The sequence below is a fragment of the Streptomyces sp. LARHCF249 genome (assembly GCF_052871255.1).
In genome coordinates this window covers 541,500-557,110 of the sequence record NZ_JBIXJQ010000004.1, presented here as the reverse complement: position 1 = coordinate 557,110, position 15,611 = coordinate 541,500, and the positions used below count along the sequence as shown (strand labels likewise).

Sequence of the window (15,611 nt, the reverse complement as noted above, 5' to 3'; positions counted from 1 at the left end):
CCCGCCGAGGTAGCAGGGCCTCGGCTCAGGAACCAAGCCGTGCCTCCGCCATGTGGCAAGACGCGACGCCTTCAGCGGGAAACCCTGCTCACGGCAGGCTTGAACGAGCTGCCGATCGGCTTCGCTCGGGGGTGTTCTCGTCATGCCGCCAGGCTAGAAAACGGCCCGTCGCAGAGCCGGGCCGCAAACCGGGGGGTGCAACAACCGCAAGACCGCTGCGACGGGCTGCATACATCGGCTGGGTGGAGACCTCCGTGGGCAGTGGGTCCGTAGGGAGAGGAACGGCAAAGTGCCGGCATCCCGCGTGCGCGGGGAGCAGGCTTACTGACCTGCGGCTCTACGCAGGCGATCGGCTCACCTCGAGCGATTTCGCCTAATCCGGCAGAAGAGGCATAGCCGGCGCTTCGGGCAAGTCGGCACCAAGCGGGAACCCGCAGCCCGACGCCCCGCACCCTGTCAGCCGCACACCATCGGTCCAGCCCGCCCAACCGCCTGACCCGCCGTCATGAGCCCCGTAAGGTGCGCAGTAGTGATCATCGATGACGGGAGCGGGCGTGACGCGGCTGGGGGACGAGCGTCGGCGGCGGAGCGGGATCGTGGGGTACTGGCGGGCGGTCGAGTTGTTCAGCCCGCAGAAGGTCCCGGCCCTGTCCGTCCGGGAGCGGGTGTACGCGGCCGAGCCCGATCGGCCCCTGCCCTGGGAGGCCGGGCATCCGCTGCGGGCCGTCCCGCTCGAGCCGGGCTACGGGTGGCAGCACGTCGTCTACGGCGGGGCCTACGCGCTCGCCGCCGTACGCGACACCCTGCTCCGCGTCTTCGGGGAGAGCGGGGAGGACCACGACGGCCGGATGGACGGCGAGAGCGCGCTGTTCGCGTTGACCGTCACCGACGAGGGCCGGCTGCTGCTCGACTCCCCGGTCTTCTCCTCCTGCGCCTGGGCCACCGGCCGGGCCGTGGCCCCCGGCCCCGGCAGCCGCGGCTGGCTGGACGGATTCGAGGAGGAGGCCGACGCCTGGGGTACGCGAGCCGCCGAGCTCGGCGATCCCACTCCGGGGCAGCGCAGAGAGGAAGACGAAGCGGACGAGGACGAGTCCCCGGTCGGGCCAGGGGTGGTCACCGCCGCGCACCTCCTGGAGTTCACCGCCGAGCTGGCCGACGCCTGGGGTGTCTCCGTCGCGCTGGACCCCGTGGGGGTCCGCGTCCGCAGCGTCCCCGTACGGCTGGACCGTGCCACCGACGCCTCCGACCAGCAGGACTTCCTCAACAGCTTCATCGCCGCCGACCTCGACCTCGTCGCCCGCGAGCTCGCCGCCCGCGATCCCGGCCCGGGACTCGCCGCCTACCTCACCCCCGACGCCGCCTTCGACAAGACCCGCCGCGTCGACCTGCGCCGGCACCCCGCCGTCGCGCTCGCCGGCGTCGCCCCCACCCGTACCCCGCTGGGCCGGTGGCCGGCCGACGCCGCGCACGCGCTCGCGCTGAGCCAGCAGTTCGCCGTCAACGCCATCCACACCGAGCTCGCCCCTGCCGCCAGGATCTTCGCCGTCAACGGCCCGCCCGGCACCGGCAAGACGACCATGCTGCGCGACTGCTTCGCCGCGGCCGTCGTCGAGCGGGCCCGCCGCCTCGCCGTGTTGCGCCTCCCCTCCCAGGCCTTCGCCGAGCAGTCCCCGTACGTCTGGAAGAGCGGCGACTACACCCGTACGGTCACTCCGCTCCGGCCCGAGTTCACCGGCTTCGAGATGGTCGTCGCCTCCGCCAACAACGGGGCCGTGGAGAACATCTCCACCGAGATCCCCGCCCGCGAGGCGCTCGGCGAGCAGTGGCGGGAGGACGCCGACTACTTCGCCGAGCAGGCGACCCGGCTCCTCAAGGGCGAGCCCGCGTGGGGCGCGGTCGCGGCGCGCCTGGGCAGCAAGAAGAACCGCCTGGAGTTCGTCAACCGCTTCTGGCACGGCAAGTACCGCCAGACCGACGCCGGCGCCCCTCCCCCGCCACCCGTCCCGCCGCAGGCCGGCGGCCGCGGCCGCCGGGCCCGCAACGCCTGGATCGACAGCGGCAGCGGACTCTCCCAGCTCCTGCGCGAGTGGCGCGACACCCCGCAGACGGGCGTGTGGCGCGAGGGCAAACAGCGGTTCGAGGCGGCGCTGGCCGAGGTGGAGCGGCTGCGCGCCGAACGGGCCGACGCCGCCGAGGCGTACGACGCCCTCCCGGCGACGTACGAGGCCCTGCGCGAGGCGCAGCTCGCCGCGCAGCGGGACACGGCGCAGCTGGCGCGCGTACGGGAGACGCTCCCGCCCGCCGAGGCGGCACTGGCCCGTACCGAGCAGGCCCTGGCGCAGGCCGAACACGCGCATCAGGCGCACCTGGCCCGCCGCCCGGGCTTCACCGTCAGCCTGTTCACGCTGGGCCGCGCCGCGCGCACCTGGCACGCGGAGGAGGCCGGCGCCGCGGACCTGGTCGCCGGCGCCCGCCGGGCGCGTGATGCAGCGCAGGCGCAACGGGACGGCGTACGAGGAGCCGTGGGCGCGGCGGCAGCGCGCCTGCGCGCCCGCGAGCAAACTCAGCAAGCGGCGCGCGCACGGGCCGCGCGCGCCGAGGAGACCGTGACAGAAGCACGTAAGCGCTGGGAGAAGCACGTCCCGCAGGAGTCGTGGCTCACCGACGACTCGGCGCGCGAGCTCGCCGCCCCCTGGTCCGACGCGGAGATCACCGCGGCCCGTACCGAGCTCTTCCTCGCCGCCCTCCACCTCCACCAGGCGTTCCTGCGGTGCACGGCCCGCACCATGTACGCCAACCTGATGGCCGCCATGGACGCGGTCACCGGCGCGGTGCCGAAGACGGTGCCCGAGGGGCATCTGCGGGCGGCGTGGCAGAGCCTGTTCCTCCTGGTCCCGGTCGTCTCGACGACGTTCGCCTCGCTCGACCGGGTCTTCGGGCGGCTCGGGACGGAGGCGCTGGGCTGGCTGTTCGTCGACGAGGCCGGGCAGGCGACGCCGCAGATGGCGGTGGGCGGCATGTGGCGGGCCCGGCGCACGGTCGTCGTCGGCGACCCGCTGCAGCTCGAGCCGGTCGTGGTTCTGCCGTGGACGGCGCAGCGGGCCCTGCGCGAGGACTTCGGTGCCGCGGAGGAGTGGGCACCGGGGCGCACATCGGTGCAGCAGCTCGCCGACCGCGCCAACCACTACGGCACGCTGCTGCCGGCGGAACTGCCGGACGGCAGCCACGAGGTGTGGGTCGGCTCGCCGCTGCGCGTGCACCGGCGGTGCGACGACCCGATGTTCTCCCTCAGCAACGCCATCGCGTACGACGGCCTGATGGTCCAGGGGACGGCCGAGCGTGACCCGTACGTCTACCGGCCGACGAGCAGCTGGGTGAACGTGGTCGGCGCGGAGGCGGACGGGCACTGGATCCCGGAGGAGGGGCGGGCCCTGCGGCGCGTGCTGGAGCGGCTGCGGGACGAGGGCGACGTGGACCTGGCGCGGGACGTGTTCGTGATCAGCCCGTTCCGGCAGGTCGTGGCGGGCGCGAAGCGGGCCTGCCGGGACCTGATGCCGGCCGAGCGGGTCGGCACGGTGCACACCACCCAGGGCAAGGAGGCGGACGTCGTCATCCTGATCCTGGGCACCGACCCGGGCCGCCCGGGCGCCCGCGCCTGGGCCGCCTCCCGCCCGAACCTCCTCAACGTCGCGGTCAGCCGCGCCAAACGCCGCCTCTTCGTCATCGGCAACCTCGACGCATGGCGCGACCAGCGCTTCTTCACCACCGTGGCGGAGTCCCTCCCGGCCCACACCTGGCAGCCGCAAACCGCGCGCGGACGCGATTAGGCGCGGGGCCGGCCGACCTCCCTCTGGATCCTCGGGGTCAACTCCAAGGCCGGGGACAAGCAGCAGCCAGTCGCCGCGACGGCCGCCCCGGCCTGACGGCACGCCCGCGGCGCCCTCCCCGCACGCCTGGGGAACCAGTACAAAGCGATCGTCTGCCCGCTGGCCTCGGTGGCGACCCGCGGCGGCCGCCGATCTGGCCGCGCTCGCGGGCGGCAGCAGCCGCCCGCCGCCGGGGGTGATGGCATCCAGGTTCTCGTGCAACGAGGTGAAGCCGAGCGCGCGGTTCGCCATCCTCGCGTGCCAGCTACTCGGCGCCCCACCCGGGCCGGCCGCTGGTGGAGCGGGCAGCCCGGGTGGACCGGCCCTGCGTCAGCCGGACGCGTCGTGCGACCCGGTGGTGCGGGGGCCGTGAGCCCGTCTCAATTGCCGATGCCGGAGCTGCCGATGCCTGAATTGCCGATGCCGTGGCTGCCGATGCCCGTGTTGGCGATGCCCGCGTTGCCCAGACCCAAGTTGGCGATGCCCGCGTTGCCCAGACCCAAGTTGGCGATCCCCGCGTTGCCCAGACCCGAGTTGGCGATCCCCGCGTTGCCGATGCCGTCGTTGAAAGCGCCTGCATTGCCCACGCCTGCGTTGCCGATGCCTGCGTTGCCCACGCCGTCGGCGCTGGCCGCGCCGGCGCCGCAGACAGCCAGCACTGCCGTTGCACCCAGCGCGACCGTCACGCCGAGAAGAGTTGTGCGCATCGTCGTATACCTCCTGCTTTGGGAGTATTTTCCCCTTATCTCTAGCACGCCGCCGTACCGGATACGGGCATAAATGCCCGAAGCCGCCGTGTCGCCCAGACCGTCGGTACGACTTCCCAGCGGTAGGCCGCGCCTCCCGTCGTCATGAACAACGGCTCGGCGCCGATGGCCGGGGTGACTCCCGAACTGCTGTCGAAACGCTGCTCCTCGACGTGTACAAAGCCAGCCCGCACGGCTACGTGGGTTCACCCCCGCAGCGCAAGGAGGGCCAGGCCCCTGTCACGGCTGCTGACCATGGGTTCTGCAACACCTTCGGCAGAGCTAGCCTCGCCGCCAGATGACGTACTGGCGCTCCCGGACGTCCCGGTCGACGTACCAGCCGGGCGGGGCGTCGCGCCAGCTGTCAGAGGGCGGCGCCTTCTCGTCGAGGAGGGGGAGCGCAGCGACGTTGGCCTCGGCCGGCGCGGCCTCGTTCTTGTTCAGGGCGCGGGACCAGACCCGGCCGTCGAGCACCATGAAGGTCATCGTCGCTCGGATCTCCCACAGGAGGCCGTCGTCCATCACCATCCGGTCGCCGGGCAGGATGCCGACCTCCCGGACGAAACCGGTGGCAACGCCGTAGGTCCCGCTCGTCCGGGGCTTGGTGATGTGGTCGGTGATGGCCACGCTCCCTACGCCGGCGAACACGGCCAGCGACATCCCGATGGCGCCGGTGGCGAGCGCGGCCCTGTGGTTGCCGCCGAGCAGGCGCAGCATCAGCACGACGGCGAGCACGATCAGGGCGGTCACGGTGGTGCGGCCGGCGTGGAAGCCGCCCCAGTCGTCCTTGGCGGGCCAGAGGCTGGCGAGGAAGGTGGCGTCCGGAAGGCCCCAGACGACGAAGTACGACGTGTGAAGCTCCTTGGCCGCCATGTGGACCAGCACCGCGAAGAGGGCCAGCGTCACGCCGGAGGCGGTCGCGCCGAGCGCGACGATCTTCTTCCAGCCTCGGACGTGGTAGAGCACCGCCACCGCGACCAGCACGTACGCCGGGGCCAGCGGGGACAGGTAGCGGGCGTAGGTGATGGTGTCGATCCGGCCGTCGGCGGGCAGGCCGGCGGCCGCTGCCAGTGTGATGCCGCCCAGCAGCGCCACCATGAGGAAGGCGACCACACGGTTGGCCAGGCTGAAGCGCTTGCTGAACACCGCGTACACGCAGACCGCGAGGGCCAGCGCACCCAGGCCCCACGTGGAGGTCATGAAGTACCAGAGGTGGCCGACCGCGCGCATGAAGGTGCGGCGCATCAGCCGGGTGTTCGCCAGCGTCTCGAAGACGGCGTTGCCCACTTCGCTCGGGCGGGCGCCGTCGATTCGCGACATCAGCCAGGCGGTCATCAGCTGTTTGACGGCGAACATCACGGCCAGCGCCGCCAGCGCCGGCGCACTGGCCATGCGGGGTACCCAGTTGCAGGCCAGCGCCACCAGCAGCACCGCGGCGGTCAGTGCGACGATCACGCCGCCACGGTCGTGGGTGAACTGGCAGTACCCGGCGGCGAAGCCGACCAGCAGGCCGAACCGGATCCTGCGACGCACACTGCCCTCGGTGAACAGGCCGTGCACACCGATCAGCCACAGCAGCACCAGAACCGGCAGCGGGGTGTCGGCCATCGCGTACTGCGTGTAGAAGAGCACCGTCGGCAGCAGCACCGCTGCGAGGCCGGCGGCGTACGAGACCGGCCGCGAGGTGTTCAGACGACGCAGCGCCCAGTACGAGAGGGGCAGCATCAGGCAGCTGATGAGGGCGTTGATACCCATGATCAGGTGGTACGCGTGAACCGGGTCCTGGGTGATGCGCAGAGCCGGCGAGATGAGCAGCGAGTAGCCGCCTGGGAGGATCTGGTCCCCGTGTATCTCGGTCGTCGGCCGGCCGGCCATGATTCTGGCCATCACCAGATACATCTGCTCGTCCGGGCTGACCGTCGGATGGTCCTGATGCGTGACCAGGGAAAGCCTTAAGAGCACGTTGAGCACGTATCCGACGGCGAGCGCGGACGGCACCACCCAGCGCGCATGCCACCACCCTGCGAGGGTACGGCTGTCCGCCGACGGATCCCCGGCGCAGCGGGCGCTTTCGGTCCTGGCAGGGGGTGCGGGGGTCAGTTGCGTCATCACCATGCTTTTCCGTGAGGTGTTCGTGTTGCGGAGCGCCACATGGCTCGCCTTGCTGCTGACTAGACGAGGCCAGGGGCGCCGGAGTTGCTCCCGTATGGCGGGCTCTGTCGGTGACGGGTGAAAAGTGGACCGTTGGCGACGATCACGCGAATCCGCCTGAGAAGCCGTGCGGCCAGGGTGGGTCACGATTCGAGCGCCGCCGACAGGGCGGAGCGACCTCCTCGGCACCGGCGCGGCCTTCAGCAACGCCCGCCGCACCAACGGCCGGAGCGAACGCGGGCGGGCCAGGCCATCGCCCAGGGCGACGTGCCGGCGTACGAACTCATCCGGGTCCCCCTCGACCAGGTCTCCCCCACTCCCCTCAACCCGCGCCGGAACTTCGGCGCCGACGAGGAGATGACCCGCTTCGGCGAGGAGCTGCGCCAGGCACGGCGCTCCGCCTGTGCCGCGGTCAGCCGGGGCGCGTACCTCGCGCTGTGGCCCGACCACGAGTCGCAGGTCGGCGCGGCCTCGCTCAGCAACGGCCGTTTCACGGCCAAGCACGGGCTCGTTCACCCCGGCGTCGTACCGATCCTGATCTGGGGCTGTGCCATGTATGCAGGCGTTGATTGTGGGACAGCGGCGGTGGGGAGAACATGGTGCGCCCAGGTGTGAGCCGGAAGCGCGGGAGAAGCAGACCCGCTATCTGGAACGGCTGAAGGACCTACGGGCCCCGGCGAGGAGGGACAGCAGCCTTGAGGTCCCGTCCTGTCGTGGGACGGGAGGCTGCATGTATCTCTTCCTACGGGCCCGGTCGCGCACATGCGACCGGTCAGCCGCAGCATGCCTATGGCGGCACGCTGCACGTCGCCGCCGTGGAGGCCTGGCTGGCCGCCGGAACCACCGCCGACTCGCTGGTCCTCGACTCCATCAACTCCCGTACGCGGTTGACCGTCCTGATTTTGCTTCAGCGATCCGACGGATCTTGCAGAAGATCTTGACAGTCGCTCAGGCCCCTGGTTGCCTGCCTCCAACGCCCATGTGCGAGCTGCGAATTGTTAGCGCTAACAATACTCCGGCGTCCCCCACCACCCCAGGGGCCACACCTTGTCGCCGCTCCGACGCGCCATGCCCGATCCAGCCGGATCCACAGGTGCCGAGGACAGGTCGCCCCTGCCTAAACCGTGTGACAGCTCATCCGGTCACAAAGGAGATCTCAATGCGCAGACAAAGTTCCAGCCGCAGACGCCCGTCCGCGGTGCTCGCCGCCGCGGTTGCGGCCCTGGCCGCGTTGGCGGCGCTGCTCGTCACCAGCCCGGCTCAGGCGGCCACCACCAGCGACTTGCGCAGCGTTGCTTCCGGCCGCTGTCTCGATGTGGCGGGCTTCAGCCAGACCGATGGCGCAAACGTGCACATCTGGGACTGCCACGGTGGAATCAACCAGCAGTGGACGTTGACGGACAGCAGCCAGCTGACCGTGTACGGCAACAAGTGCCTGGATGTCCGGGGCGGCGCCACCACGTCCGGCACCCCGGTGCAGCTCTGGACGTGCAACGGCAGTGAGAACCAGCAGTGGCGGGTGAACTCCGACGGCACGATCGTCGGCGTGCGGTCCGGGCTGTGCCTGGAGGTCTCGGGCTGGGGTACGCCCAACGGCACGGGGGTGCAGGTCTGGTCCTGCCACGGTGGCAACAACCAGAAGTGGACCGGCCTGTCCGGGGCGAGCAACGCGTGTGCTCTTCCGTCGAACTACCGGTGGACCTCGACGGGTCCGCTGGCGCAGCCGGCGAACGGGCAGCTCGCGCTGAAGGACTTCAGCACCACCACTTACAACGGCAAGCACCTGGTCTACGCGACCACCTCCAACGGAACGGCGTGGGGCTCGACGGCGTTCAGTCCCTTCACGAACTGGTCGGACATGGGGGCAGCCACCCAGACCAGGATGAACGAGCCCGCGGTGGCGCCCGACCTGTTCTACTTCGCGCCCAAGAACGTCTGGGTGATGGTGTCCCAGTGGAGTCAGTGGCCGCTCTACTACCGCACGTCCAGCGACCCCACCAACCCCAACGGCTGGTCCGCCGCGCAGCCGCTGTTCACCGGCAGCCTCCCCCCGGGCCCCGGGGACCAGAGGGACGCCCCGATCGACCCGACCATGATCGCCGACGACCAGAACATGTACCTGTTCTTCGCCGCCGACAACGGCAAGATCTACCGGGCGAGCATGCCGATCGGGAACTTCCCGGGCAACTTCGGCTCCTCGTACACGACGGTCATGAGCGACGCAAGGGACCTTCTGTTCGAGGCGCCGGAGGTCTACAAGGTCCAGGGCCAGAACCAGTACCTCATGATCGTTGAGGCGCAGGGTTCGAACCGCTACTTCCGCTCGTTCACCGCCTCAAGCCTGGACGGTCCGTGGACCGTCCAGGCCGGCAGCGAGAGCAGCCCCTTCGCGGGCCAGGCCAACAGCGGTTCCACCTGGGCCAAGGGCGTCAGCCACGGTGACCTGGTCCGCAACAACCCCGACCAGACCATGACCATCGATGCCTGCAACCTGCGGTTCCTCTACCAGGGCCTCCCCACCAGCACACCGGAGGGCACCGACTACCTGAAACTGCCGTACCGGCCGGGTCTGCTCACCCTGCAGCGCTGACCCGCCTGATCCACGGTGATCGCGATGTGGTGCGGTCCGCCGACGCGTAGACGAGCTCTCTACGGCGTGGGCAGCTCCACCTGCTGACCGATACTCACCGCACCGAGGAACCCCAGCCGCGCATCGGCTGGGGTTCCTCATCCTGCGTGCAGGCGGTTTCAGGGCGCCCGGTTGGGGAGCCTGGACCGCCTGCCGTGACGGACATCTTTTGCGCTCCTCGCCCGCGAAGCCTTAGAAGCCGTTGCTCTATCGATCTCTGTGAACGTCGGTTCGAGTGCGCGACTCGGTCGGGTGATCTTCTGGCCGGGTGTGAATGAAGGCAGGGCCTCCCGTGTAGCTCGGGGGTGGCGGGCGATGCTGGCGGCCTTCCCCGCGTGGGACCGCGTCTACGGCTTCTTCCGGCGCTGGCGCGAACCACACGCGCACCCGCCACAAACAACCGCGCCCCACCCCGCAACGCGCTTTCCGGCCCTGTGTCCTGACCCGGGGTTCTGCGCCGGCGCAGCGTCTTCATCACCATCCAAGACCGGCGGGCCATCCCCAGAACGCGTCAGCCGAAGGTCAGCCAGCACCTGGTCAAAGGAGCCCGCGGCAACCCGGCCCCGCGCTGGCCGAGCCACCTCCCACACCCGTCCCGCCCGCAAGTCACGGCGCACCACACGCTGCAGTGTCGAAGCCGAGGGAACGCACCCCACACCCAGCTCCTCAAGCAGGCCATCAGGAATGACGAAGTAGCACTGAAGATCGCCAGCCGGGCCGTCGTCGGCGTCCGAGAGCAGGCCTCAGCAGCTGATGGGGAGTCGTCCGGTGCAGCGTCGGCGTACAGGTGAACCTGACGCGGGTCGAGACGGTGATCGAGACACATGTTGCGACGGGTGGGGGTGAAAGCTGCGAGTTCCGGGCGATTTACTCGGATACAGCTCGTTTGCCGTTACTGTCGCTGCTCGCGGTCGTTGGCCGTCCGGAAGCCCGGCAGGCACGTACTGCTGGAACGCCGACGCAGGCTGAGATCGTGGCTGAGTATCGAGAGGAGCCCGGATGTCCTCGCCGCCTGCCGGTAGAGACGGTCGGTCCGCGGCCGACCGTAGCCGCGCGCAGTTCGACTGGTACGTACAAAAGAGACACCTGAAGCAGCTGGAAGAGCTGACGGCGCAGAGCCCCGTCGCGGTGCGCAAGCTCGATCCGTGGCTCGTCGACGCCATTCTCCTGGAACGCGAGGAACGCAAGCTCGCCACCTGGACTGGTGCGCCCGGCCCGGCCGAGGAGCCGGGGCACGAGGTGATGATCAACCTGGTGTCGGGCCTGACCGCAGCACGGGGCAGGCCTGTTCCAAAGGCTGAACGAGCTCGGGCCATTGAGACGCGTCAAGCCGAGGCCGAGATCTTCCTGCGGGGCATCCGGGCGGACCTCGAACGGCGGGGGATCGAAATCCAGAAGGAGTTCTGGCTCACGCACAGCGTCCTCGCCACTCTCACGTCGGCCGAGGTGCTGGCGCTGGCGGCGCGGGACGACGTCAGCAGTGTCGTGAGCAACAAGCTGCGCAGTGCCGCGACGCTCGACGTCAGCCGCCCCCTCATCCAGGCGGACGTCCTGCCTCCCGGTACCACTGGCACGGGCATCACCGTGGCGGTCGTCGACACCGGAGTCGACGACACCCACCCCGCCCTCGTGGGCATCGTCGGCCCGCAACAGGACATGACCGGTGCGGCGGTCAACCGCGATGACCAGGGCCACGGAACGCATTGCGCCGGGGTCGTCGCGAGCCAGGACCCGACGTTCCGCGGCATTGCCCCCGGCGCGACCCTCGTCGACATCCGCATGATGGACGGCAACGGTTTCACGAAAACGGAATGGGCAGTCGAGGGGCTGATCGCCGTTTCGACCTCGGGCGCCGATGTCGCAAGCAATAGCTGGGGATTCTCGCACCGTGACGGCGGGTGGTACTGCCCCGCCGGCACCTGCGTGGTGTGTACCGGAGCCGACGGGCTGGTGAGCCTGGGCGTGGTGGTCGTCGTCGCCGCCGGAAACGAAGGCGTCGACTTCTGGGGGCACCCTTGGCCCAGGATCCGCTGTCCCGGAAACGCACACACGGTCATCACCGTCGGTGCCACCGACGACGACGACGAGATCGCGAGTTTCTCCAGCCACGGCTGGACGCCGGACGGCCGCCGGAAGCCGGATGTCGCGGCGCCGGGTGTCGCCACCGCCTCGGCACGCGCAGCGGGCACGGGAAAGCCGCAGGACGTCGTTGCACCGGGATTCATCAACAAATCCGGCACCAGCATGGCAACCCCCCATGTGGCAGGCGTCGCTGCGCTCATCCTGGACAAGAACGACAACCTGACCCCCGGCGTGGTCAAGACGCTCATCACCACGACCATGCCGGGGCCGATTCCGTTTGTCTGGTACGGCAGGGTCGACGCATTGGCGGCGGTCACCGCCACACCGCCGCCGCCGTGACGGCGCCACATCACCGGCCGGATCCGTCAAAAAGGAGGAGAGACGTCCCGTGTCAGAGGACTTCGCGCCCCGAGCCACAAGCGTCACCCAGAACGACAAGGCACTGGCGAACCACATCCGTCGTGGGGTCACCAACTTCCGGACCGAGAACCCGGGCGAGTTCCAGGAGATGGTGCGCGAGTTCGACGGCCGAAAGGCCAATGTGGCCGTGCTCGGCCTGGGCCGGGTCAACGTTCGTGTCGGAGGTGGCGACGTCATCATCGATCCGGGGCTCGGGCCGGCCGAGATGATGCACGGAGCGGTGTACCTGGAGGCCGCGCAAGCGATCGCGGCTGGCCAGCTGACGCCACTGCAGGCCTACTTCCGGGGAGACGTCATCGTCCGGGCTCCCGCGGACGACCTGCACAACGGCTACGGCTTCTTCATCCGGTTCGCCGAACTTGCCTTCACCTCGACGAGCCTGCGCGCACAGCTCGCTGAACTGCGCGATGAATTCCTCTGAGACTCCGCCGCTTTCGACGTACACCGGATGGTCCGCGCGGCTCGCCGACACCATGTACGAGGCGGTGACCGCACAGGACGCGGGCCTGGGCCGAATCGCCGCCGAGTTGATCCGGCATGGCGGCAAGCGGCTTCGCCCGCAGTTGTTGTTCCTCTCCGCGAGCCTCGGTGAGGCCGATGAGGGGCTGCTCCTCCATGCCGCCGCCGCGATCGAGCTCCTGCACGTGGGCTCGTTGATGCACGACGACGTGATGGACGGTGCGGCGACGAGACGCGGAGCACCGAGCGTGAACTCCCGGTGGGGCAACGCTTACGCCGCCACGACGGGAACGCATGTGCTCGCGTGCGCGATGGCCGAGCTGACCCATCTGCCACACGACGCGGTATCGGCGGTCACGGAAGGGGCGTTCGCACTCAGCAGTGGCCAGCTCCGGGAAACTGAGCACGCGTACGACACGGAGCTGGCCATCGACGAGCATCTCGAGATCATTCGCATGAAGACGGCCACGCTGTTCGCACTGCCGTGCCGGCTCGGTGCGGAGCTGGCCGGCGGCGACCCGCGCCTGGTCGATGCACTTTCCCGCTTCGGACAGCAGCTGGGGATCGCGTTCCAGCTCACCGACGACCTGCTGGACCTGGTCGGCGACCCGGCGGACCTGGGCAAGCCGACGGGTACGGATATGCGTGCCGGCGTCTTCTCCCATTCCGTCCTCCTCGCCCTGCGGCGGAACCCCGGCGGCCGACTGGCAGCACTGCTGCGTCACAAGAACCTCACCGTGCACGAGGCGGCCGAAGCGGCGGCGCTGGTGCGGATGGGCGGCACGGTGGGCACGACGCGCGAACTCGCGCACACCCATGCCGCGCGCGCCGCCGCCGCGCTCGCCGAGCTTCCAGACTTCCCCGGCCGCGAGGCGCTCGCCACCATCACCCGAAGCGTAGTGAGCCGCACACGATGAAGATCGTGGACGCGGTGGACGCGGTGGATGCGCCGGATCGCTACGACGCGGTGGTTGTCGGCGCGGGGCCCGCAGGTTGTTCGGCTGCCTACCATCTGGCGGTCCGGGGCCGCCGGGTCCTCCTGCTCGATGCCCAGCGCTTCCCCCGGGACAAGCCGTGTGGTGACGCGGTGACACAGCGCGCGGTCCGGATCCTCGACGCGATGGGCGTCCTCGGCTCTCTGCCCCATGCGGAACGGATGCGGGGCATGCGGGTCCACATGCGCGACCGTGGCCGACGCGATTTCCTCTATGAGGCCTATCCGGGGTCGGACAGCCATTGCCTCATCGTGCCGCGTGCCGTGCTCGACGAGGCGGTCCGTACCCGCACCGCGGCGGTAGGCGCCGAACTATGGGAGGAGGCCGCCGTCACGGCCCCGATCGTCGAGGGCGGACGGGTCGTCGGGGTGCGGGTACACCGTGACGGCCGATTCATCGATGTCCGGGCGGCCGCGGTCGTCGCGGCCGACGGTGCACGGTCGCCGCTTGCGAGCGCGGTCGGTCTGCGACCGGAGGGTGACCTCGGTGTCGGAATCCGCGGCTACTTGACCGATCTACGCGGGCTGCCGGATCTCCAAGAGGTCTTCCTGTCGCTCGACGACGTGGCCGGGCGGGAGCTGTTGCCGTCGTTCGGCTGGGTCAACCCGACCTGTGCGTCGCAAGCCAATATCGGCGTCGGGTTGTTCCGTCCCGGCTACGAAGGCCGGGCCGAGGAGGTGCTGCAGAACTTCCTCACTCGGTTGGGCACGGGCAGGCAGACGTTCGGCGGCCGGCTGCGCGGAGAGTGGGCCACGGCACCGTTCCCTCTCGACTTCGCACCCGATCGCTGCGTTGCCAACGGCATCCTGCTCGTCGGCGATGCGGCCGGGCTGGTGAACCCGTTCACGGGGGAGGGCATCAGCTACGCGCTGGAGTCCGGCAGGACTGCGGCCGAGGTCATTGACCGCGGGTTGATCTGCGATCCCGTGCGTCCGGACCTGCTCGATTACGCACTGCTGCTGGAGAATTCGTACTCCGGATGGCTGACGGCCGGCCGCCGCTCGGCTCACCGGTACCAGTTCGTCTGGCGGGTCCTTGAGAGCACATTCGACAGCGAGCGCGCGCCCTTCGCTCTGTGTCGGCGGGCGGTTCTCTTGCCCGAGGGTACGGGCGAGCTCCGCGCCCATCGCACGATCGGCGACGTAGCCGCGCTGTTGTCGCCCGGGCTCGACGTACGCACCGATCTGCTCGGCGTCGGTGAGCTCATGACGAGCGCTGTCCGCGGCGAGTGGCCCTTCCTGGCCCGCCTGGCCACGTCGGGCTGGGGCGATCCCGGCGTCCAGTTACGGCCGGCACTGTTGCTGCTGCTTGCAACCCATTTCGGTGACCCAGGCACGCGCTGCAGAATCAAGCTGGGCGCCGCGATCGAACTGAGCGCCTTGGCGGCGCTCGCGCAACTCGGCGTCGAGGACACGCCGACCCCGCACTCCGGCTGGGGTAACAGGTTCGCCATCTTGGTCAGCGACCTGCTGATGGCGAAGTCATTGCACCTCGCCGGTGACGGCGGCCCTGAGGCACTTGAGCTCATCTCCCGCGCCGTCGGGAAGGTGTGCACTGGCCGAATTCGCGAGCGCCGCCACGCGTTCGACGCAGGGGTGTCCGAGGACGAACACCTGTCATTGGTCGAATTGCAGACGGCGTCATCCTTCGAGTTGCCGTGCCGGCTCGGCGCCGTCGTGGCCGGCGCCGAGCCGCCACACGTCAGCGCTCTGGCGAGCTATGGCCGTGCGCTCGGCGTCACGTTCCGCCTGACCGAGGACATCCGAATCCTCACGGGGGTTACGGGAGTCACGGGGCCGGTGGACAAGGACGCGGGCGCCGCCCTGCGTGAGGGCACGCTGGCCCATCCCGTACTGGTCGCCCTGCGGCGCACACAAGGCAGGCTGGCGAGCCTGATCCATCGTGGGTGCTTGACTGCGGACGATGTCGACGAGGCGGTCGCGATCGTCCGCGGCAGCGGAGCCCTGGACCTCACGATGGAACTGGCCCGCGAGCAAGCCGGCCGGGCCGCGGAGGCGCTTGAGGCACTGCCGCAAGGTCCTGCCCGCGCATCCTTGTTCGCGCTGACGGAATACGCGCTCACGCGACAGGTGTCCGAACGAGCTGATTTGGGGTCATCGTTCGAATGATCCGGCGATCGGGAAAGCCAGTTACTGCCATCCCGTCGTCGCCCCGCCCGCCGACTTGCCACAGCAAGGCCCTGGGGATGGCGTTGCGATCGCCGGGTGAGGGTGCCGGTGGCGGCGTCGATGATCGCTTCGGT

The 15,611-nt window shown here is 70.0% G+C and carries 9 protein-coding genes; 7 read left to right on the top strand and 2 right to left on the bottom strand.

Going from position 1 to position 15,611, the window contains the following annotated elements; translation table 11 throughout:
• Positions 1-554 precede the first annotated feature (554 nt).
• Positions 555-3,827, top strand: a complete 3,273-nt coding sequence (locus tag ACIPUC_RS14260; RefSeq protein WP_446589524.1) for a DEAD/DEAH box helicase — start codon at positions 555-557, stop codon at positions 3,825-3,827.
• A gap of 419 nt (positions 3,828-4,246) precedes the next feature.
• Here the strand turns inward: ACIPUC_RS14260 and ACIPUC_RS14255 are convergent, their stop codons facing one another.
• Complete coding sequence (locus ACIPUC_RS14255) at positions 4,247-4,573, bottom strand: hypothetical protein (RefSeq protein ID WP_446589523.1); 327 nt, start codon at positions 4,571-4,573, stop codon at positions 4,247-4,249.
• A gap of 321 nt (positions 4,574-4,894) precedes the next feature.
• The gene (locus tag ACIPUC_RS14250) at positions 4,895-6,721 is read right to left on the bottom strand and encodes a hypothetical protein (RefSeq protein WP_446589521.1); all 1,827 of its coding nucleotides are present in this window, start codon (positions 6,719-6,721) and stop codon (positions 4,895-4,897) included.
• A 309-nt stretch (positions 6,722-7,030) separates the two neighbouring features.
• Here ACIPUC_RS14250 and ACIPUC_RS14245 point away from each other — a divergent pair, with 309 nt between their 5' ends.
• The 6 genes from ACIPUC_RS14245 to ACIPUC_RS14220 all read left to right on the top strand — a co-directional run bounded on the left by ACIPUC_RS14245 (position 7,031) and on the right by ACIPUC_RS14220 (position 15,477).
• Positions 7,031-7,378 carry a hypothetical protein gene (locus ACIPUC_RS14245; protein ID WP_446589520.1) on the top strand — a complete coding sequence of 116 codons (348 nt, stop codon included), beginning with the start codon at positions 7,031-7,033 and terminating at the stop codon, positions 7,376-7,378.
• Positions 7,379-7,922: 544 nt separating this feature from the next.
• Positions 7,923-9,353: a non-reducing end alpha-L-arabinofuranosidase family hydrolase gene (locus ACIPUC_RS14240; protein WP_446589519.1), complete on the top strand. Its 1,431-nt coding sequence runs from the start codon at positions 7,923-7,925 to the stop codon at positions 9,351-9,353.
• A 1,038-nt stretch (positions 9,354-10,391) separates the two neighbouring features.
• Positions 10,392-11,813: a S8 family serine peptidase gene (locus ACIPUC_RS14235; protein ID WP_446589518.1), complete on the top strand. Its 1,422-nt coding sequence runs from the start codon at positions 10,392-10,394 to the stop codon at positions 11,811-11,813.
• Between the two features lie 49 nt (positions 11,814-11,862).
• Positions 11,863-12,315: a hypothetical protein gene (locus ACIPUC_RS14230; protein WP_446589517.1), complete on the top strand. Its 453-nt coding sequence runs from the start codon at positions 11,863-11,865 to the stop codon at positions 12,313-12,315.
• The gene (locus tag ACIPUC_RS14225) at positions 12,302-13,270 is read left to right on the top strand and encodes a polyprenyl synthetase family protein (protein ID WP_446589515.1); all 969 of its coding nucleotides are present in this window, start codon (positions 12,302-12,304) and stop codon (positions 13,268-13,270) included. Before ACIPUC_RS14230 ends, ACIPUC_RS14225 begins: the two co-directional genes overlap by 14 nt.
• Positions 13,267-15,477 carry a geranylgeranyl reductase family protein gene (locus ACIPUC_RS14220; protein ID WP_446589514.1) on the top strand — a complete coding sequence of 737 codons (2,211 nt, stop codon included), beginning with the start codon at positions 13,267-13,269 and terminating at the stop codon, positions 15,475-15,477. Before ACIPUC_RS14225 ends, ACIPUC_RS14220 begins: the two co-directional genes overlap by 4 nt.
• Positions 15,478-15,611 lie beyond the last annotated feature (134 nt).